The following is an 18,101-nucleotide window of genomic DNA, read 5'->3' as shown; positions in this document are numbered from 1 at the left end:
CTCCCCTACCAGCGAGGAGACTCCCGCGATGATCGAGCAGAGCGACCCCACCTACACCCTCGCCCAGGCGCGCACCGAGCTGGGCCGCCAGGAGTGCCGGGCCCGCGGCCACGACTACGAGCACATCGAGGCCCTCACGGGCACCGGCGTGCGGGAGCTGACGGGCGTGCTCTGCCCGCGGTGCGGCCGCTCCTGGCCGATCGCCGCGCCGCCGGCGGAGAAGGTCGCCGGCTACCTCGTGATCGCCGAGACCGGCCAGGCCACCGAGGAGCGGGGGCAGTGGATCTCACCACGCCCGCGCCGCACCCCGGGCGAGGCCGGCGCGGACCGCGTGTTCTGGAAGGACGCCGCCCCGGGCCGGTTCGAGGTGGAGACGCTGCGGCTGGCGAAGCTGGTCCTCCTCGATGAGGAGGACCAGGGCGTCGTCGAGGAGAACGCGCCCGCCTGATGGGCTACGGGATAGGGTCGATCTCCACGTCGGGATCGAGGGCCGTCAAGGGGAATGGGTTGGCCGTGACCACAGGCAGCCCGCGCCGCCGGGCCGCGTGCACGAGGCTGGCCGCGGTGAGCTGCTCGGGCGCGTACGGGCCGGCCTTCTTCAAGACGGCGGCCACGCCCGGCGCACTGCCGGGCGTCAGGTGCTCAACGACGGCGATCTCCATGCCGAGCAGCGCATCCAGGATGGGCACGGCCTCGTCGGGAAGCTGGGCGAGCGCCGCGGTCAGCGCGGGCGCGGTGGTGACGATCGGCACCACGTATCCGCTGTGCTCGGCGCGCGACCACACCACGGCGTCGACGAACGGCGACGTACGTCGCGCCCAGGCGGTGAGTGCGCTGCTGTCGAGAACGCGGCCGATCACGCGGCGTGGCTACGGCGTTCGGCGAACTCCTCGTCCCGCCGGCGGACGAGGTCGAGCATCGCGGCGTTGGGCTCTCCGCCCATGATCTCCTGCAGCAGGGCGAGGTTCCGGGCGCGCTGCTCGTCGGTGTAGGCGATCGCTTCTTCCTCGGGGGAGGTGATCGGCTCCTGCTCGGCGTCCATGCCCTGAAGGGTACCCCGAGTGCGTCTGATGTCACTGGGGTTCGGTAGCGCGCCGCCGCCGTCCGCGCGGGGGCACGGCGGATCGGCGCTGAACGCTGATCCTGGCGCCCATGCTCCTCGGGTGGGGGCGTCTCGTTGTCCGGCTGCGGACGATCACCCGGGCGGAGAGCATGGGCGGCATGGATCCTGAGCTCGGTGCCGCCATCACGAACGCCTCCTACCTCGACCATCTGCTCGTGGAGGCCCGGCGAGCCGAGGCGCTCGGCACTTCCAACTCTGCTCGCATGGGCGCGCCCGACTTTCAACTGCAGCCGCCCGGAACTTGGGAATTTTGTGCTTCCGACCCTGGTGCTCCGGGGGAGGAGGTGGAAGCGATCCGGCTGGGTGAGCGGTAGCCGTACGCCGCGAGGAGCCTCCGCCCAACGCAGGCTGGGTAGGGGAAACGAAAGCCATCATGAGGGCGCCCGCGCCCCCGAGAGCGGCGAGGTGTTCTTTCGAAAGTTTCCTCGAACGCCTACACGAAATGTATGATCATGGCTAATATTATTAGTCATGATCATACAGGGGTGGTTAGACCCGGAGACGGTTGCCCAGCAGTTCATCACCGCCTTCCCCGGCTTCCGGGAAGCCGTCGAAGCCGCGGCGACCCGAACCGCTCAGGAGCTCGACGGCTCTGTCAGCACGCGCAAGCGCCAGAAGCAGGCATTCGCCGACTTCTTCCGCTTCTACCTCGTCGAGGAGCTCACCTTCCGTGGCATCCTCGCCGATGACGGCGAAGAGAAGAACACCGTTGAGATCAGGGCGGGCAACCGCAACAGCCTCTCCCTGCGCTACCACTCTGTTCGCATCCGCTGCTTGCGTTCCAGGGACGGCATGCTCCCGCGCGCTTCTTCCCGAAGACGCGCCCGCGAGTACACCCAACCGCTCTTCCCTGTCGCCCCGACGGTCCTGACCCTCGTCCTGCTGTGGGAGATCACCAGCAAGGGCATCGAGATGGAACTCGTCTACCCCAAGGCCGCCGGCGAGAAGCGCAAGAACGCCCCCATCCACTGGGGCGTGCCGATTCCACACCCGGCCGAGGCGCTCGATATGGTCAGCGCCGACACTGGCGTGGTCGACATCACAGCAGGTCAAGACCTGGACGAATACGCTCTGCCCAAGCAGGACGTCAAAGAAGAAAGTGGCGAATCTTCATGATCTACGGCGCACGGGTTCGGCAAGCCCGCGAACTACGTGGCCTGACGCAAACCGGGACCGCGCAAGGCGCTGGGCTCACACAAGGCCGTATCGCGCAGATCGAGCTCACCTCATCGGTGGACATCGGCGACGATCACCTTGAACGCCTGGCGCAGACCCTGAAGGTACCTGCCGCCTTCCTCCAGCGGCCACCGATTGAGGATTTGGCCGAGGGGTCCATGCAGTTTCGGGCCCGCAAGTCCTTGCCCGCAGGCGTACTGCGCCGGGCGCGTCGCGAGGCCGAAATCGCCCGCGAGATCGCCCGGCACATGCTGAGCCAGCTTCAGGCCCCCTCACTACGGGTGCCCGACTTGCGCGGCATCGACGATATCGAGGAGGCCGCGCAACTCACCCGATCGGCCTTGGGGCTGCCTCCCCACGGGCCGATTCCCCGCGTGCTGCACACCCTAGAACGCTCCGGGGTCATTGTGATCGCTCTGGAAACATGGGTGGACGGCAAACTGGATGCGTTCAGCACCTGGGACGGCCCAGAGCTAGACCTTCCTCTGGTGTCGATCGGCGAGGGTGCTCCTTGGGACCGGATCCGCTTCACCTCCAGCCACGAACTGGGGCACCTGGTCCTGCACCGGGCCCCCGGCGGCGATCTGAACGCGATGGAGAAGGAGGCTGACCACTTCGCCAGCGAGTTCCTGTTCCCTCGTGAGGACGCCGAGAAGGAGTTCACCAAGACGGTGACGCTGAGCCGTCTGGCTCCGTTGAAGCTGAAGTGGGGCATGTCGATCGCGTCGCTGATCTTCCGCGCGTTCGAGGTGGGCGCGATCGACCAGAAGCAGAAGACCAGTCTTCAGGTGCAGCTGGGGGCTCGCGGATGGCGAAAGCAGGAGCCCGGTGCTGATGCCCGGGAGCCGGAACGGCCAAGAGCGTTGCGCAAGATGATGGAGCTGCTGTACGGGGATCCGATTGACATCCGGCAGTTGGCCGAGGCGTTCCCCCTGTATACGGCCGAGCTGAATCGGATAGTGGGGCGGTACGCGGACGCGCCATCATGGCAAGCGCATAAAACGACTCCCCCGCCAGCAGAGTCGCCTTCAGCTGGCGTGCTGGTGCAGTTCAGAGCCCGCGCCTAACCTCAGACCATAGCCGAGCCCCCGCCTGCCGGGCGGGGGCTCCGTCATATCCGCCCCCGCCGACGTGAAGCTGCGCGGGCTCAGCCGAGGTCGAACTCCACGAAGCTCCGGTCGGCGGCCATCGTCCGGCGCCGCACCAGCAGCGGCCGCCCGTCCACACCGGTCGGCGCCGTGAGCTGCACCAGCAGCGGGGTGCCCACGGTCACCCCCAAGAGCCCGCGGTACTCCGGATCGGCCATCACCGCGCGCACCTGCACCCGCGGCCGGCCGACCGCCGATACGCCGGCCCGCTCGATCACCGCCAGGTCGCCATCATCCAGAGGGCGGGACGACTCCAGGGCGGGCACTCGCTCGACGACCCACGCCGGATACCAGGTGTCGGTGACGCTCGACAGGTCACCCGTGAGGAGGCGCCGTACCAGTTCGCCCTCTTCGTCGATCAGTTCGGCGATGTAGCCCGGGGGCTGCTGCACACCGACGTGCACATGCCCGGCCTTCTCGCGTCCGGCGGTCAACGTCACGCCGAGAGGCTTCGGGTTCCACGAGCGGACGACCCGCCCGATGGACGGCACTACCGTGATCAGGCCTTCCATCTCCAGCAGGGTGAACGCCTGCCGGACGGTGCCGCGCGCGACATCGTGCTGTTCGGCGAGGGCGGCCTCACTCGGGAGTTCCTCGCCGGCTTCCAGCTGCCCGGTGTGGATCTGCCGACGCAGATCGTCGGCGATCCGCTCGAATACCCGAGCCCCCTGCGCCACCGGGCACACCTCCATCACACCGCTGCTCAGCGGATCATCACTACGGTCGCCCGCCAGTGTGCCAGTAAGCATCGCAGTTGACACGGATTCGTCCTCCATGATTCAGTCTGGTTAGACCGGTTATACCGGTTAGACAAGACAGGGACAAGGAGGGCAGGCCGTGAGGATCTGGCGAGGACAGCGCTCCAGCGACGGCGCCGCCCCCTCCCCCGAGGTGGTTTGCGCCAACGGCCACCCCGCGCACGTCCTGGCCCCCGGCGACGGGTTCACCCTCGTCCGCTACCTCGCCGACAACGGCGACGGCCCCGGCACCTCGATCCGCAACGACCTCATCCAGCCGTGCACCTGCGACCGCCAAGGAGGCTGCCGGTGAACACACTCCTGCTCGACCTCGCCGGGCTGCTGATCATCGTCATCGCGTCCGGCCGGCCCGTCCGCGAGTTCGACGACGCCTACGACATGGACGACATCCGGGCCGCCGTGAGGGACTTCGGCTACGGCTGGGCCCTGATCACCGCCGCCTGCGCCGCCGTCGTCGTGAGCCTCATCGTCACGGCCTGGGGGCTATGGGCCACCGCCCAGGCCCTCAAGGTCCTGGCCATCGTCACCATCGCGTTCGCCTGGCGCATCGACCGCCTGACCCTCCCCCAGCGCGACACGACCCCTGCCGAAATCACCGCCGCCCCCTGACGTCCGGAGATCCCATGCTCACCGTCATCGCCATCGCCGCCCCGCCCCTCATCGCCACCGTGGTCCTGATCGCCGTCCGGCGCGCCCGCGCCGCCCGCGCCGAGATGGAGCAGGCGTTCGGCCCCCTCCCCTCCTTCTCCTCCCCCTCCATCCCCGACCACCGCGACTGATCGAGGAGACGCCAATGGCCGCCGGTGACCTCACCTGCCACTGCACCAGCCACGACAGATGCACCTGTGACCACTGCGCGGCCATCCACGCCGCCGCCCATCGGAAGGCCCTCCGCGAACCCGCCAAGAAGCCGCTCCTGCAACGCCTCTTCACGAAGTAGCCCACCCGCCGACGCCGCCAGGAAGGAGTAGCCAGCGTGTCGCAGTCACCGCCCACGGACGCGGCGTTGCCCGCCGTCCGGGAACCCGCCAAGCCGGGTCTGCTCATGCGGGCCCTGCGGTGGGCCGCGCGCAAGGCGGGCCGCCTCGCCCTGGCGGGACTCGTGTGGGTGCTCAAGAAGCTCGGCCGGCGCCTATGGCGGCACCGCGACCTGCACGTCATCTGGTGGGCCGCGCTCGCCCTCTACCTCCTGGCGAGCATCCTCTACCTGCTCGGCGCCGCCTGGTGGATCGTCGGCATCCTCGGCATCGCCCTCGTGGCCGGCCTGTACCAGCAGCTCGGCAACGACAGCCGCCTCCCCCTCGACCGGCGCACCGTCACCGCGGCCGCAGGGACCGCCGCCGCGTGGGTCACCGCCACCACCGCGGCGGGCCCGATCAACGCGCCGATCGCGATCACATGGGCGATCACCACCATCGGCCTACTGGCCGGATGGGGCATCTCGCGCCCGGCCCGCGCGTGGCGACACCTGCGCATCCGGGTACGGCACTGGACGGCGGCCCTACCCGCCGTGCTCGCCGAGCTCGGCGCCGCCGGCGTCGTCCTGGCCGCCCGCCCCGCCGTGCACCCGGGCGGCCGGGTGGACTTCCCGCTGCGACTGCCGCCGAACATCACCCGGGCCAAACTCGACAAGCTCCGCGCTGGGATCGAGGTCGGCATGCACTGGCCCGAGAGCAGCATCCGCGAAGTCGCCCAAGACCCCCGCCACGCGGCGGCGTCCCGGGTGGTCATGTCCTGGTCCGAGGGCAAGATCCAGGCCCGCGTGGTGAGGTTCGCGCCGCCGCAGATCCCCACGTCGTTCTACGACGAGCTGTGGCTCGGCGGCGACGACGACGGCAACAGCGTGCTCGTGGTGACCTGCGTCAAGGGGTACGGAACCACCCGTGGCCTGTACGCGGGCGCCACCGGCTCGACGAAGTCGAACCTGCTGCGGCTCATCGCGTGGCTGCGCGCCAACTGCCCCGACACCCTCATCTGGGCGGCCGACCTGAAGTCCGGCGGCAAGACCTTCGCCAGTCTCCTGCCGCGCATCGACTACCTGGCCACCGACCGCGCCCAGTTCATCCGCATGCTCGAAGACGCCGCCGCGATCATCCCTCTGCGCGGCGAGCTCCTGCTGCCCGAGCACAACCAGGTCCTGCCCGTCACCCCGCGCTGGCCCGGCATCGTCATCATCGCCGACGAGGTCCGCACCGCGCTGGGCAAGAAACCCGCCAACGCCGCGGCGATCGACGCCACCGCGAAGATCACCTCCGAGGGGCGGGCCCTGGCCATCGGCATGGAGGCCGCCTCCCAGTACATGTCACAAGACTCCATGCACCCGAGCCTGCTGCCGAACTTCGACCGGTCGGTGTGCGGGCGGACCCGCACCAAGGCCGACTCCCAGCACGTGCTGCGCAACTGGCACCGCCTGGACACCACCATGCTCCCGGCCGGCGCGTTCTACTTCCAGACGTCCGGCAGCGATGCCACAACCCTGCTGTTCACTCCCGAGGTCACCGACGCCATGCTCGCCGAGGTCGCCATCAACACCGCCCACCTCTCCCCCACCTTGGAGGAGTCCACCGCGTCCCGGCTGCCGCACTACGCCGACCGGTGGGCCTACCTGCCCGACCACCTCCTGCACCACTACGCCAGCGAGGAGCAGCGCCGCATGGTGCTGGAAGCGAGAACCCGCCTGGAGACCACCCGCCAGCACGCCGCGGCCAAGCCCGCCGCCTCCCGTACGGCGGCCGCCAACGACCGGCCGCGGCGCCTGGTCGTCGTCGAGCACCTCGACGCCCCGGCCGAGGAGGCGCCCGCCGACGCCGACCACGTGCTGACGCTGGCCGACATCACCGACGCGCCGCTGCGTGAGATGGCCCGCTGCCACCTCTCCTCCCCCATCGTCACGACGGCCGAGTCCAACAAGGCCGCCGAACCGCGGGTCCGGCAATGGGCGACCGACCGCCGCACCGCGTGGGAGGCCCGGGGGATCGTCGAGCGCGACGGCCGGGGCAAGTGGCGAACCGTCGCGGCGGGGGAGAGCGACTTCGTCGCCGGGGTTCTGGCCGCCGAGACCGACATCCGGGCCGGACGCGCAGGCGGGGGAGAGGCACCCGACACACGCCCAGGCCACACCCGGTCTGATCTGGGGATACCCCTCGAAGCCCCGTCCTCCGACCTGGGGATTCCCGCCGTGCCCCCTGCTCCAGGGGAGGGATTCGGTGGGGGAGTGGCCCACCCCTCCTCTCCTCCTCTCACTGTCTGTGACGTCTCTGCCGACCCTGGCCCGCCCCCTCCCTCCCCCTGACTCCACACGCGCACGCGCACGCGCGTAGGGGGGTCGGTGTCCAAACCGCGTCGGTTGGACATCGCCCGTGGACATCCCGTGGACATCCCGTTGGACATAGAAAGTGACGGAAAGTGACTGAAGTGGACTGGTTGACGCTGGTGCCGGACCTCGCCCCGCACCACTGGGCCGCGGCCGGCGCGAGCGCTGTCGTCCTGCTGCTGGCGCTGTTTCTGCTGGTCAAACGCCTGATCTTCCCCAAGCGGCAGCAGACGAGCCGACCGCGCCGGTCACTCGCCGACATCGTGACCTGGATATGCGCCACCGCGGCCGTCGTGATCTCCGGCGAGGGTGTCTTCGAGGTCATCCAGCAGGCCGCCCCCGGCGTGTGGTGGCTGCCCTGGCTGGGCGTCGGCCTGCTCGAAGGCCCCCTGCTGGCGTTCGCCCTGCGAGCGAAGGAAGCCATCGCCGCCAACCGCGACTCAGCGCCGGACATCCGCATGACCTGGGTGCTCGCCAGCCTCTCGTCGCTGATCACCGCGACCTCGACCTTCACCGCCGGCAACCCGGGCGTGTTCTTCCTACGCGCCATCACGCCCATCGTCGGCGCGATCCTGTGGCACCACGCCCTCAAGATCGAGCAGAGCAAAGCCGGCCGCCCGAAGTCGCAGTCGCGGTGGAAGTGGACGCCCGAGTACATCGCCACCCGGCTCGGTTTGGTGACCGCGCGCGCCGCGCAGACCGAGGACGCCGAGGTCCACATGCGGCTCACGAAGGTCGCCGACGCGGTGATCCGCTACGCCCGCGCCGTCATGCGGAACACCCAGCGGAACACCGCGTGGAACACCCGGTGGAGCAGCTACTGCCGGTGGCGGATGGAACGGGTGTACCGGGCCGCGGAACGCGACCTGGACCTGACCCGGAACGCCGACCGGCGCGCCCTGCTGGAACAGATCATTGAGTCCCGCAGCGACGCGGTCCTTCTCGCGACCCTCGCGGGTGTCACCCGTACTGACCTGGGCCTTCCCGAAATGGAACAGCCTGTGGAACAGCCTGCACGGAACACCCGCATCGTGTTCCACCAGCCTGCGGAACAGCCGGTGCGGAACACCCGCATCCTGTTCCACAAGCAGGTCGTGGAACAGCCCGTGGAACGCCCTGTGCGGACCACCCGGATCGTGTTCCGCAAGCCCGTGGAACGCCCTGCCAAGGACAGCCGGAACACCAACGGAACGTCCCACCGGAACGGCGAAACGCCCAACCGGAACACCAGCAGAGCGAACGGCCGGAACACCGAAGAACCACCCCGGAACGACGGCGGCAAGCCGACCAGAGAGGAGATCTACGCCGCCATCGCCCAACAGATCAGCCCAACCGGAGAGGTACCCGTCCGCCCCCTCGCCAGACAACTCGGCGTTGCCCCGGCCACACTGAGCCGGCGCGTCGACGAGTACCGCGAGGAGCACGGCTACCCCTCATCGGCAGAGGAGGTGATCCCCCCTCCTCACGGCAACGGCCATCACGCGGTGAACGACGTGTCCAAGCAGTACGCCACCGTGGGGAGTGGTGATCCCAACTAACCCACGAACACGAGGGGCCGGCGACATTGATGGTCGCCGGCCCCTCTCGTCGTCTCTACGCCGCCAGGTCGACCCGGCGCCTCCGGTGCTTCACCGGCACCCCCGCCCCCTCCAGCACCGTCTGAACCCGCTTGGCTGACGACCTCACCTGACGAGCGACCTTCCGCAAAGAGCCCAGCTCCGCGTACAGCTGTGCGAGCGTCTTCACGTCGGGCAGTGGCGGCCGCCCATACCCCAGGTTCCGCAGCACTGCCCGGATATGGCTCTCGCTCGCATCCACCAGCAGCGCGATCGCGTCGGCCGGCCACCCCTTCAGGTACAGGCCCTCGATCACATCCCAGTCCAGGACGCGACGGCCGCCGCGCGGCCGGCGAGGCTCCCCGGCCTCCTCGGCGACGCGCATCACCGTCGTGCTGGCCACCCGCTGGTTTTCGACGATCTCCTCGATCGGCGTGCCCGCCCGGTACTCCGCCAGGATCGCGGCGCGTTTCTCCCCGGGGATCTGCCGCCTGGTCGTCCCCCGGGGACGCAGCTGCACGCCCATCCGCGTCAGCAGCCGATGCACCCGGGTATGGGAGACGCCCACCTTGGCGGCGACCTGCCGGACCGTCAGCTTCTCTTCGACATACAGGCGGCGCACGAGTTGCCGGTCGACCGGCCGGCGCGAGGAATCGTTCACGAGGCGCATGGTGGCGAGTTCGGGTGCTTACGTCCTGGCGGGACGCAACCCGCTCAGGTGGCTACGGTGCCCCGCTGTGACGCGCAGCAGAATCCGCGGGGACCTGATCGCCAAGCTCGCCGCCGGCCACGTCCGCCGAGTGGTGGACAAGGTCGCCGACCAGGCCGTGCGGGAGGTCCGCGACCAGGTTCCGGACGCCAAGTCCTGGGAGACCGCCGAAGACGAACGAGTGCGGCCGTCCCACGATGAGACGCACGGGCAGACGATCCCGGCGAACCTGCTCTACCGGCTCCCTAAGCAGGTGTACGTGCGGAAGGGCCGCGGTGAGAACGGCAAGGCGGTGAACGCCGCCGGCGGGTGGAAGATCGTCCCCGGCGGGTGGGACCTGGCCGACGCGCCGCGCGACCCCCGCCTGCCCGAACACCAGACGATCAACTGCCGGTGCGAGTCCCTGCCCATGCCCGGCATGATCGCCGCTCACGTCGGCCGCATCCCGGTGCTCGTCACCCGCACCAGCGCCCGCGCCACCGTCCACGTGCGATTTCCCCGCATCGCCGAGTCGGAGTTCGAGCCGGACGGCGGCGGGTGGCTCGCCCGCGCGGCCCGCATCGTCGCCGCCCGCCACCGGTAGTCCCCTCGCCAGGACGTAAGCATCCGATTCGGGCACCATGTCCCGGTCGATGCCGATCAACCTGGGGGAACCGCATGTCGAACCGTGTGAGGGTCAAGCTGGCCAATCCGCTGCGCACCGAGGACGCCGAGGAGCTGGGCCTGGAGCCCCGCACCTACCCGACCGGCGCCGAGATCGAGCTGCCGCGCCCCTACGCGCTGCGCCTGGCCGGCGCCGGCTACGTCGAGGGTGCCGAGCCGCAGAATCCGGCCACCGTCCACGCCGCGCTCAAGCCGGTCACGCCGCCCACCCCTGCCTCGGCGCCCGCCCCGGCGTCGGCGCCGGTCGTGGCGGGAGCCTCGCCGAAGAAGCCCGCGAAGGCCGAACAGGAGTGACCAGCCGCTTGGCGGACGCCGACCCGCTTGGAAGGATCATCCCCTACCTTGGCGGCCACCCTGCGGTGACCGCCGAGCTGGGCGGTCCCGAGCGGGTCGGCCCCGACAACAAACCCCCCTACCCGCGGCTGCTGGTCAGCGACGCACCCGGCGGCAGCGAGAACCTTCAGGCCGGCCTGCTCGGCGTCCCCGTCCGGCTGGAGGCGCTCGGCCCCCTCGACGGCACGCTCGGCAAAGCCCGGCTGCGCCGCATCCTGTACGTCGCCCTGGGCGTGCTCGCCGAGCTGCCCGCCCTGCCCGTCGGACCCGACGACGTCGTCATCACCGACGTCGGCTCCTCCGTCGCGGGCGGGTATGTGCCGCTGGCCGACGGCCGCCCCCGCTACGTCGCCACCGTCATGGTGGCCGCTCACGCCCCCTACACGCCTTAGAACAGGCTGCCCTGCTCGCCGTGGCCGCCGCCGGTCGCGATCAGCTCCGCCTGGGCGGCGTACCGGCGGATCCGCCGGCAGGTGCCGCACTCGCGGTGCTTGGGCCGATCCGCTCTCAGCCGCAGGTTCGCCCCGGCGAGCGGGTGGCCACGCCAGCAGTGCGTCTTACGGGCGTTGACCGCCGTGGGGGAGCCGGACCGGGCGTTGTTGACCGTCTTCGGTACGGCCCGCCAGTGCGCCGGGTTGCCGCACGAGCGGTGCGGGCAGGCGTCGCCGAGCGTGCAGACCCGGTAGTCGTGGCACAGGTGGTCGACCTCCCACCCGTCCGGGATCGGCCCGTGGATGATCGGGTACAGGGCGCGATGCAGCAGCGGCCGGGCCCGGCCGATCGCGATGACCGCGTACCCGCGGGGGTTCTTGCGGCCGCGCCAGGGCCAGCACCGGCCCAAGCTCTTGTCGTGGGCGGGGATCGGGCCGGCCATGTCGACGTTGGACAGCCAGCGCACGCCGACGCCTGGTGCGGCCAGCGCGAGCGGTGAGGACTCCAACGCGATGCTCATGTTTCTTATGGTGCAACGGTCGGCGCGGCGGAATCCAGGAGAATCAGCCGGCTTCCTGCGCCCGATTTGGGGTGTCGTCCTCACCCTTGCGCCTGGAGATGGATACGGTTTCGGACGCCCACCCCTTCGGTTCGACGGCCAAGGGGTGGGCGGAAAACAACCGTCCGATCTGAGAGGCTACCCCTAATGCCTGTCACAACCGTCGCCAACCACAAGGGCGGCGTAGGCAAGACCATGCTCGCCCTGCTCATCGCCGCGGAACTCGCCCAGCGCGGCCGCCGGGTGCTGCTGGTCGACTGCGACCCTCAGGGCAACCTGTCGCGCCGATGCGGCTACACCAAGGCCGAGCTCGCTGAACGGCTCTCCACCGCCGAGGTGATCCGCGACAAGAGCCCCGAGCTGCTCGCCGCCGCGACCCTGCCCTGTCAGTGGGAGGACGAGTTCGCCGACCGCATCTTCGTCGTCCCGGCACGCAAGGAGCTTGAGCAGCGCGCCTCCGAGGGTGCGGGAACCGGGTCGTGGCGGCGGCTGAACGCCGCGCTGGCGCAGGCCCGCGACATCTACGACGACATCCTGATCGACACCCCGCCGCAGCTGGGCCACCTGCTGCACAACGCGCTCGTCGCCAGCGACCACATCATCATCCCGACCGAGCCGGAGCTCGACTCCATCCAGGGCGTCTACCGGCTGCAGGAGTTCCTCGACTCCGAGGAGGAGGGCAAGGCGCTCGGCGTCACCGCGTCGGTGGCCGGGGTCATCATCAACACCTTCCGGGCCCGGGTCGTCACGCACGAGACACGTGCCGCCGAGATCCGCACGACGTGGGGGCCGCTGGTGTGGGCGCCGCCCATCCCGCTGACCGTCCGTCTGCAGGACACCTCGGAGTTCGCCGAGCCGCCGCAGAAGGCCGGCGCCGACCTGACGATGATCGCCTCCATGATGGGCGACTCCTACCTGAAGGCGGTGGCCGCATGACGACGTCGAACCAGCGTCGCAACCGTGAACTGCCGCCCGCCGCGGCGGGCGTGAAGCTCGACAAGGGAGCCGTCCCCGCCGAAGCGTCTCAAGCGTCCCCTGAGGCGCTTGAGACGCCTGGGGTATCCAACGGTGCCCGTGTGGGACTGAACGGCGACCAGGCGGCCACTCAGGGCCGCCCAGAGGGTGACTGGTCGTTCGACGACGAGGAGCCGCAGCACCCTCAGGCATCGAATCGGGCGAAAGCGGACACGACGCGTAGCGTGGGGCGGGGACGGCAACGATCGGCCTCCCCTACCGCGGCGCCGCAGCTGTCCAAGGCCGACCGCGACGACTGGCGATGGCGGCTGCGCTCCATGAGCGGAAAGCTCCATGCCGCCGAGAGTGCCCTGGACGAGGCCGCCGACCGATGGGAGCGCCTGGTGGCCAACGCGCGTGAAGCCGGCGTCCCCCACACCATGCTGCTGGTCGCCCTGATGGACGCCGGGATCGAGGAGCCCGAGCGCTACCTGTAAGCCCCCCAGCAGGCATCGAGGCCCCGCCACTCCTCCTGGTGGCGGGGCCCTTCCTTTTTCTCCCCTCAGCGTGGATGCCTGGGGGTCAGCCCCTTTCCACCGTGTCGTTCCAGCCCATCCGCTCCGATGGTCTCTACAATCGCGCGCGGGTACGCGCGTACCCGCGTACGTACCCAGCACCTGAGCCGATCCGCTCCCCCACAGCCTCGTTCTGTCAGTACCTCAACGGACACTCAGCCCCATGACCACCATCAGGCGGAACCGACCGGCAACCACACCGCAGCCTCCCTACCGAGAGCCCCAGCCCGTGGACCAGCAGACCAGCTCGACGGGGGAGCGGGTCATCCTGCTCACCTGCCACGGCCGTTGGCGGCACGATCTGAGGGCAGTCTCCAACCCCTACGCCAACGAACGGAGTCAGCTCGTCATCGACCTTGCCCCCGAAGCCGAGTGGTACCTCCTGGCCGCCCTCGGCCGCTTCTCGGACGGCACCGTCACCGGCAAGGTCGAAACCCACCCCGTACACCGGGTCTGGGTCGAGGTGCTTCAGGAGACGCTCAGCGACGCCTCGGCCCTGACGTAGGCGATGTCAGGGTCGAAGTCGGACGGCCGGTGTGCCGCCGAGGTCACCGTCCACACCCGGCCGGCGCCGCCGTCCTCGACGAGCTGGGCGCCGGCGGGCAAAGGCCAGAACTCCGGATCGACCGCCAGCACCCACAGGCCGGGCCCCGTCTCCAGGTCGTTGTCGCTGCCCGGCTCGGACACGACACGGGCGGGCCGCGGGTCCCGCGCGGGCCCGTGGCCGGACGTGACCGGCGTGCCGTGCCCGTCAAGCTCGACGACCGGCAACCGCATCCCTATCCGGGTGTTGGGCGCTACAACAGCCACGCCGCACCGGTCTGCATCGGGTGCGGGCCGATACCCGGCCGCTGCGACACCGCGCGGCGCTGCCACCCGTCGAGGGATTCCAGGGTCGGAGGCGCCCCCGCTGCCCCCGACCCTGGAGCCCCGGCTCCTGAGGATTCGTAGGTGACGCCCTGGCCCTCGACGTTGACCGACGCCACCAGCCGGGCGCCGGGCACCCGTTGCGCGAGCCGGCGCACCATCGGCGACGCCGCGGCGGCCGCCAGGACGTAGCGCTTCAACGCCCGCCCGTACACCGGATCCGCCACCGGGTCGAGACCGGCCCGGTAGACGACCGTGAACAGGCCGGTCGGCTGCCCGCTCACCGGATCGGCCTCCGCGGTCGCCGAGACGACCTCGATCACCGGATCATGCTGCAACTGCCAGGCGCCGCCCGGATTCGGCCGCAGACCCCGCTCGGTGAACGTGGCCGGTACGGGCGAGTAGTCCAGGTGCGCGGCGACGTCGCCGTAGGCGTCTTCGATCGCTTCCTCGATGACCGCCCGGTCGTCGGCGTCCAGCTCCAGCGGCAGGCCCGCGCGCATGGCGACCTGCTCGGGTCTCACCGTAGCGCTCACCGCCATGCCCCTCTCGCTCGTTCACGGATGTGACCTGGTCTGGCCGTCCCGGGGACGCCCAGGGGAGGGCGTTAGGGTCCCCACCGTCCACGTCCGCCTTCCGGGTTCCTCAGTTCGGCCAGACCAGGGTCTTCACGCGGCCCGCCGCGCGTTCCGGCTCCAGCGGCCGGCCCGGCGCCTCCCCCCAGGGGCGTCGGCCGGCGCGAGCGCTGTGAGCGTGCGGCGGGCCGCGAGTCTTCAGTCCGCCGCGGCGGCGGCGCGGATGGCCGTCAGGTCGGCCTTGATCTGCTCGGCGTTGTCACGCGGCACCTTCCACCCCTGCGGCCGCCATAGCTGCTTGGTCGTCCTGGTGGTGCCGGGCTGGTGGTAGGCGCGGATCAGCGGCTTGGCGACGATGACGTAGCCGTACTGGGCGCCCGGGTCCTCGAACAGGGCGTCGGGGTCGGCGAGCTCGCCGTTGTCCCACAGCAGGTCAACGAACTCCGCACCCGGCGTGGCGATCATCTGAACCCGCAGGGGCGGGCTGACCGGCGGCGGCGGCGCGGCCGGCCCGGCCGGCGGCGCGAGCGGCGCGGCCTGGCTGACCATGGGCGCCTGCTCCGGGACGGCCGGGGTGTCACCGCTGGGGGTGACAACCGGCTGATCCACCTCCGGGGGCGTCAGCGGAGCGGCCCCCTCGCTGGATGTTGCCTGGTCAGCGGCGGTCGTGCGGGGCTTACGAGCGGCCACCGGGCCACCACCTTCCCTGATCGGGTCCTGCTCGGGCGAGTGCTGGAAGGACGTAAGCACAGATCTCTGCTTGTGTCTTGGGCGGCCGGTTGGGAGCGCATCCCCGCACGCATCTCCCGGACTACCCAACTCGTTAAATCTCCTGTAATATTTACATCAGCGGAAGGGGATGCGGCCCCTAAAGCATCGGATACCCAGGAGATTTCACATGCGCCCCACCACCGAGCAGCAGGCCATCATCGACGCGGCCCGCGCCGGGAAGACCATCACCGTCCAGGCCGGAGCCGGATGCGGCAAGACCAGCACTCTGCAGGCGACCGCCGAGCAGGCCCTGACCGGCAAGCGGGTCCTGTGCGTCGTCTACAACCGCAGCGTCCGCCTCGAACTGCAGCGCAGGATGCCGCAGAACGTCGCCTGCCACACCAACCACTCGTTCGCGATGCAGATCATCCGCAACCAGTGGGGCAGCATGCTGGACCGGATCAACGGCCCCCGCCAGAGCGGCAAGACCCAGGCGACCATCCTCAGCCTGTCCGGCCCGGCCCGGATCAACGACCACACCGTCCTCAGCCCCGCCGCGCGGGCCCGCCTCGCCATGGGCGCGATCCTGGCCTGGTGCAAGAGCGAGGACGTCGATCTGCAGCCGCACCACATCACCCCGCCCCGCAGCATCACCGCTGAGGCCGACGTCGCCCGCCTGCGCGAGGTGATCCTGCCGATCGCCAACGCCGCCCGCGCCGACATCCGCTCCCCCCGGGGCAGCCTGACCTGGCAGCACGACTACTACCTGAAGATGGCCCAGCTCAAGCTGGCCCGTTCCGGCGGCTCTCAGGCCCTCCCGTTCGACGTGATCATGATGGACGAGTGCCAGGACGTGAACCCCGTCGCGGCATCCCTCTACCTCGACATGCAGACCCACGCCCAGCGCATCATCGTCGGCGACTCCTGCCAGCCCGCTGGCACGCTCGTCACGGTCGTCACCGCTCCGGCGAAGAAGGGCCGTAACGGCAGCGGCACTCCTGCGCAGACCGCTCAGGTACCGATCGAGCAGATCAAACCCGGCGACATGGTCGTGTCGATGAACGTCGAAAAGAGCTTCATTCACCGCAACGGCTCGCCGGTGTCCGGGGTGTCCGCCCAGCCGTACGAGGGCGACATGATCAAGATCGAGACATCCGAGGGGGTGATCTCCCGCTACACCCCCGACCATCACTGTGTGGTCCGCTTCGGCGAGGAGCTGGTGGACAAGCACATCGTCTACCTGATGAAGCGCGGCGACGACTACCGCATCGGCATCACCAGCGGCCGAGTCCAGAGCCAGAACAAGCGTATCGGCGTGATGTGGCGCGCCACTCAGGAGAAGGCCGATGCCGCGTGGATCCTCAGTGTCCACGACACCCGCCAGGATGCGGCGCTCGCCGAGATGGTCACCGCCTGGACGTACGGCATCCCGACGCTGACGTTCCGCGTCTCCAACAACAGCACTATGTCGCAGGTCTACCTCGATTACTTCTGGTCCAAGTGCGGAGGCAACCGCGACGCCGCCGAGCGCGTTCTCAACGCCCACGGCCGGTGGATCGATTTTCCCCTGTGGAACAGCAGTGAGCGCTATCTCCAGACCCGCCGACCGACCGTGATCCGCGCCTGCAACCTGATCGACGGCATGGAAGTCCTGCCCCTCAGCAACACCATGCTCACCCGCCGGACGGAAGCCCCCGCCCGCCAGTGGTCCCGCATCTCCGTCGCCCGCGAGCCCTACCAGGGGTGGATCTACTCCATGACGGTCGAGCGCGATCACACCTACGTCGGCGATGGGATCTTCACCCACAACTGCCAGGCCATCAACGGCTGGAATGGCGCCGTCGACATCCTCCGCACCTTCCCCGCCGATGAGCTGCTGTTCCTGTCCAAGAGCTTCCGCTTCGGCCCGGCCATCGCGGCGGAGGCGAACAAGTGGCTGGAACTGCTCAAGGCCCCTCTCCGCCTCGAAGGGCACCCGCCGGTCGGCTCCACCATCGGCCCTGTCCCTGCCCCCGACGCCGTCCTGTGCCGCACCAACGCCGCCGCCATGGGCGAGGTGTTCAGCATCCTCAAGGCCAACGGCACCCCCGCCATGGTCGGCGGCGGCTCCGAGATCGTGTCCCTGGCCATGGCCGCTGAGCAGCTCCAGGACGGCCGCCTGACCGACCACCCCGACCTGTGCGGCTTCGCCAACTGGGGAGAGGTTCAGGACTACGTCGAGCAGGACCCGCTCGGCCAGGACCTCAAGGTCTTCGTCGACCTGGTCAACGAGTACGGCGCCGACGAGATCCGCCGCGCCGCCTTGCAGGTCAAGGACGCCTCCAAGGCCCGGCCCGGCGACATCGTGATCTCCACCGCCCACAGGTCCAAGGGCCTGGAGTGGAACAACGTCCGCGTCGCGGGCGACTTCCGCCAGCCCAACCCCGACACCACCAGGTCCGGCGACGCCCCGGTCAACCGGGAAGAGTTGATGCTCAACTACGTCACCGTCACCCGCGCCCAGAAGGTCCTCGACCGGGGCTCGCTGGCCTGGATCGACGACTACGTGCCCGGCGCCCCCGCAGCCGCCCCCGCGTCCCGCACCATCTCGGGCGGCTCCCGCCGCGCCAAGCCGCTGCCCATCGCGGTCTGACCCCGCCGTCTTCCCGC

25 protein-coding genes are annotated in these 18,101 nt (G+C 70.0%); 17 read left to right on the top strand and 8 right to left on the bottom strand.

Translation table 11 applies throughout. The features are described 5' to 3' along the window. The first annotated feature begins 28 nt into the window (after positions 1–28). On the top strand, positions 29–448 hold the full coding sequence (locus ACQP10_RS38105) for a hypothetical protein (RefSeq protein ID WP_433542105.1): 420 nt from the start codon (positions 29–31) through the stop codon (positions 446–448). A 4-nt stretch (positions 449–452) separates the two neighbouring features. On the opposite strand, the gene ACQP10_RS38100 is transcribed toward ACQP10_RS38105, so the two are convergent. Together ACQP10_RS38100 and ACQP10_RS38095 are read right to left on the bottom strand one after the other, a co-directional pair. Further along, entirely contained in the window at positions 453–860 is a 408-nt protein-coding gene (locus ACQP10_RS38100; protein ID WP_433542104.1) for a hypothetical protein, read from the bottom strand. Then, complete coding sequence (locus tag ACQP10_RS38095; protein WP_433542103.1) at positions 857–1,042, bottom strand: hypothetical protein; 186 nt, start codon at positions 1,040–1,042, stop codon at positions 857–859. The genes ACQP10_RS38100 and ACQP10_RS38095 overlap by 4 nt, the downstream gene beginning before the upstream one ends. Positions 1,043–1,221: 179 nt before the next feature. On the opposite strand from ACQP10_RS38095, the gene ACQP10_RS38090 reads away from it, so the two are divergent. The 3 genes from ACQP10_RS38090 to ACQP10_RS38080 all read left to right on the top strand — a co-directional run bounded on the left by ACQP10_RS38090 (position 1,222) and on the right by ACQP10_RS38080 (position 3,366). Then, entirely contained in the window at positions 1,222–1,437 is a 216-nt protein-coding gene (locus ACQP10_RS38090; protein WP_433542102.1) for a hypothetical protein, read from the top strand. Positions 1,438–1,594: 157 nt separating this feature from the next. Continuing rightward, positions 1,595–2,239: a hypothetical protein gene (locus tag ACQP10_RS38085; RefSeq protein WP_433542101.1), complete on the top strand. Its 645-nt coding sequence runs from the start codon at positions 1,595–1,597 to the stop codon at positions 2,237–2,239. Next, positions 2,236–3,366, top strand: coding sequence for a helix-turn-helix domain-containing protein (locus ACQP10_RS38080; protein WP_433542100.1), 1,131 nt, complete (start codon positions 2,236–2,238; stop codon positions 3,364–3,366). Before ACQP10_RS38085 ends, ACQP10_RS38080 begins: the two co-directional genes overlap by 4 nt. An 80-nt stretch (positions 3,367–3,446) precedes the next feature. Here the strand turns inward: ACQP10_RS38080 and ACQP10_RS38075 are convergent, their stop codons facing one another. Next, complete coding sequence (locus ACQP10_RS38075) at positions 3,447–4,223, bottom strand: GntR family transcriptional regulator (protein ID WP_433542099.1); 777 nt, start codon at positions 4,221–4,223, stop codon at positions 3,447–3,449. Positions 4,224–4,284: 61 nt separating this feature from the next. Here ACQP10_RS38075 and ACQP10_RS38070 point away from each other — a divergent pair, with 61 nt between their 5' ends. The 6 genes from ACQP10_RS38070 to ACQP10_RS38045 all read left to right on the top strand — a co-directional run bounded on the left by ACQP10_RS38070 (position 4,285) and on the right by ACQP10_RS38045 (position 9,056). After that, complete coding sequence (locus ACQP10_RS38070; protein WP_433542098.1) at positions 4,285–4,497, top strand: hypothetical protein; 213 nt, start codon at positions 4,285–4,287, stop codon at positions 4,495–4,497. Then, positions 4,494–4,814, top strand: a complete 321-nt coding sequence (locus ACQP10_RS38065; RefSeq protein ID WP_433542097.1) for a hypothetical protein — start codon at positions 4,494–4,496, stop codon at positions 4,812–4,814. The genes ACQP10_RS38070 and ACQP10_RS38065 overlap by 4 nt, the downstream gene beginning before the upstream one ends. 14 nt (positions 4,815–4,828) lie before the next feature. Further along, the gene (locus ACQP10_RS38060; protein WP_433542096.1) at positions 4,829–4,984 is read left to right on the top strand and encodes a hypothetical protein; all 156 of its coding nucleotides are present in this window, start codon (positions 4,829–4,831) and stop codon (positions 4,982–4,984) included. 14 nt (positions 4,985–4,998) lie between these two features. Continuing rightward, positions 4,999–5,145: a hypothetical protein gene (locus ACQP10_RS38055; protein ID WP_433542095.1), complete on the top strand. Its 147-nt coding sequence runs from the start codon at positions 4,999–5,001 to the stop codon at positions 5,143–5,145. 36 nt (positions 5,146–5,181) lie between these two features. Next, entirely contained in the window at positions 5,182–7,497 is a 2,316-nt protein-coding gene (locus ACQP10_RS38050) for a hypothetical protein (protein ID WP_433542094.1), read from the top strand. 122 nt (positions 7,498–7,619) lie between these two features. Next, complete coding sequence (locus ACQP10_RS38045; RefSeq protein WP_433542093.1) at positions 7,620–9,056, top strand: hypothetical protein; 1,437 nt, start codon at positions 7,620–7,622, stop codon at positions 9,054–9,056. A 55-nt stretch (positions 9,057–9,111) separates the two neighbouring features. Here the strand turns inward: ACQP10_RS38045 and ACQP10_RS38040 are convergent, their stop codons facing one another. Next, entirely contained in the window at positions 9,112–9,735 is a 624-nt protein-coding gene (locus ACQP10_RS38040) for a helix-turn-helix domain-containing protein (protein WP_433542092.1), read from the bottom strand. A gap of 76 nt (positions 9,736–9,811) precedes the next feature. On the opposite strand from ACQP10_RS38040, the gene ACQP10_RS38035 reads away from it, so the two are divergent. From ACQP10_RS38035 to ACQP10_RS38025, 3 genes are all read left to right on the top strand, one after another. Further along, a complete protein-coding gene (locus tag ACQP10_RS38035) occupies positions 9,812–10,366 on the top strand; it encodes a hypothetical protein (RefSeq protein WP_433542091.1) in 555 nt (184 codons plus the stop codon). Between the two features lie 74 nt (positions 10,367–10,440). After that, positions 10,441–10,740, top strand: a complete 300-nt coding sequence (locus tag ACQP10_RS38030; protein ID WP_433542090.1) for a hypothetical protein — start codon at positions 10,441–10,443, stop codon at positions 10,738–10,740. After that, positions 10,737–11,171 carry a hypothetical protein gene (locus ACQP10_RS38025; RefSeq protein ID WP_433542089.1) on the top strand — a complete coding sequence of 145 codons (435 nt, stop codon included), beginning with the start codon at positions 10,737–10,739 and terminating at the stop codon, positions 11,169–11,171. Before ACQP10_RS38030 ends, ACQP10_RS38025 begins: the two co-directional genes overlap by 4 nt. On the opposite strand, the gene ACQP10_RS38020 is transcribed toward ACQP10_RS38025, so the two are convergent. Continuing rightward, on the bottom strand, positions 11,168–11,731 hold the full coding sequence (locus ACQP10_RS38020; protein ID WP_433542088.1) for a hypothetical protein: 564 nt from the start codon (positions 11,729–11,731) through the stop codon (positions 11,168–11,170). The genes ACQP10_RS38025 and ACQP10_RS38020 overlap by 4 nt on opposite strands. 186 nt (positions 11,732–11,917) lie before the next feature. Here ACQP10_RS38020 and ACQP10_RS38015 point away from each other — a divergent pair, with 186 nt between their 5' ends. The 3 genes from ACQP10_RS38015 to ACQP10_RS38005 all read left to right on the top strand — a co-directional run bounded on the left by ACQP10_RS38015 (position 11,918) and on the right by ACQP10_RS38005 (position 13,804). Continuing rightward, a complete protein-coding gene (locus ACQP10_RS38015) occupies positions 11,918–12,706 on the top strand; it encodes a ParA family protein (RefSeq protein WP_433542087.1) in 789 nt (262 codons plus the stop codon). After that, positions 12,703–13,221, top strand: a complete 519-nt coding sequence (locus ACQP10_RS38010) for a hypothetical protein (RefSeq protein WP_433542086.1) — start codon at positions 12,703–12,705, stop codon at positions 13,219–13,221. Before ACQP10_RS38015 ends, ACQP10_RS38010 begins: the two co-directional genes overlap by 4 nt. Before the next feature lie 307 nt (positions 13,222–13,528). Then, positions 13,529–13,804 carry a hypothetical protein gene (locus tag ACQP10_RS38005; RefSeq protein ID WP_433542085.1) on the top strand — a complete coding sequence of 92 codons (276 nt, stop codon included), beginning with the start codon at positions 13,529–13,531 and terminating at the stop codon, positions 13,802–13,804. Here the strand turns inward: ACQP10_RS38005 and ACQP10_RS38000 are convergent. The 3 genes from ACQP10_RS38000 to ACQP10_RS37990 form a co-directional block, all read right to left on the bottom strand. Then, on the bottom strand, positions 13,768–14,109 hold the full coding sequence (locus ACQP10_RS38000) for a hypothetical protein (protein WP_433542084.1): 342 nt from the start codon (positions 14,107–14,109) through the stop codon (positions 13,768–13,770). The genes ACQP10_RS38005 and ACQP10_RS38000 overlap by 37 nt on opposite strands. Continuing rightward, entirely contained in the window at positions 14,097–14,702 is a 606-nt protein-coding gene (locus tag ACQP10_RS37995) for a hypothetical protein (RefSeq protein WP_433542083.1), read from the bottom strand. The genes ACQP10_RS38000 and ACQP10_RS37995 overlap by 13 nt, the downstream gene beginning before the upstream one ends. Positions 14,703–14,939: 237 nt before the next feature. Continuing rightward, positions 14,940–15,350 carry a hypothetical protein gene (locus tag ACQP10_RS37990; protein ID WP_433542082.1) on the bottom strand — a complete coding sequence of 137 codons (411 nt, stop codon included), beginning with the start codon at positions 15,348–15,350 and terminating at the stop codon, positions 14,940–14,942. A 289-nt stretch (positions 15,351–15,639) separates the two neighbouring features. Between ACQP10_RS37990 and ACQP10_RS37985 the strand changes: the two genes are divergently transcribed. Then, on the top strand, positions 15,640–18,084 hold the full coding sequence (locus ACQP10_RS37985) for an AAA family ATPase (protein WP_433542081.1): 2,445 nt from the start codon (positions 15,640–15,642) through the stop codon (positions 18,082–18,084). Positions 18,085–18,101 lie beyond the last annotated feature (17 nt).

It is taken from the genome of Streptosporangium sandarakinum (assembly GCF_050942225.1).
In the GTDB taxonomy this organism is placed as follows: Bacteria; Actinomycetota; Actinomycetes; order Streptosporangiales; family Streptosporangiaceae; genus Streptosporangium; species Streptosporangium nondiastaticum.
This window is presented reverse-complemented; position numbering and strand designations above follow the sequence as displayed.

Excerpts from the sequence above, each read along its gene's own strand:
- ACQP10_RS38105 (WP_433542105.1), top strand. The coding sequence starts at position 29 with ATGATCGAGCAGAGCGACCCCACCTACACCCTCGCCCAGGCGCGCACC.
- ACQP10_RS38095 (WP_433542103.1), bottom strand. The coding sequence starts at position 1,042 with ATGGACGCCGAGCAGGAGCCGATCACCTCCCCCGAGGAAGAAGCGATC.
- ACQP10_RS38090 (WP_433542102.1), top strand. The coding sequence starts at position 1,222 with ATGGATCCTGAGCTCGGTGCCGCCATCACGAACGCCTCCTACCTCGAC.
- ACQP10_RS38085 (WP_433542101.1), top strand. The coding sequence starts at position 1,595 with ATGATCATACAGGGGTGGTTAGACCCGGAGACGGTTGCCCAGCAGTTC.
- ACQP10_RS38080 (WP_433542100.1), top strand. The coding sequence starts at position 2,236 with ATGATCTACGGCGCACGGGTTCGGCAAGCCCGCGAACTACGTGGCCTG.
- ACQP10_RS38075 (WP_433542099.1), bottom strand. The coding sequence starts at position 4,223 with ATGGAGGACGAATCCGTGTCAACTGCGATGCTTACTGGCACACTGGCG.
- ACQP10_RS38060 (WP_433542096.1), top strand. The coding sequence starts at position 4,829 with ATGCTCACCGTCATCGCCATCGCCGCCCCGCCCCTCATCGCCACCGTG.
- ACQP10_RS38055 (WP_433542095.1), top strand. The coding sequence starts at position 4,999 with ATGGCCGCCGGTGACCTCACCTGCCACTGCACCAGCCACGACAGATGC.
- ACQP10_RS38030 (WP_433542090.1), top strand. The coding sequence starts at position 10,441 with ATGTCGAACCGTGTGAGGGTCAAGCTGGCCAATCCGCTGCGCACCGAG.
- ACQP10_RS38020 (WP_433542088.1), bottom strand. The coding sequence starts at position 11,731 with ATGAGCATCGCGTTGGAGTCCTCACCGCTCGCGCTGGCCGCACCAGGC.
- ACQP10_RS38015 (WP_433542087.1), top strand. The coding sequence starts at position 11,918 with ATGCCTGTCACAACCGTCGCCAACCACAAGGGCGGCGTAGGCAAGACC.
- ACQP10_RS38010 (WP_433542086.1), top strand. The coding sequence starts at position 12,703 with ATGACGACGTCGAACCAGCGTCGCAACCGTGAACTGCCGCCCGCCGCG.
- ACQP10_RS37985 (WP_433542081.1), top strand. The coding sequence starts at position 15,640 with ATGCGCCCCACCACCGAGCAGCAGGCCATCATCGACGCGGCCCGCGCC.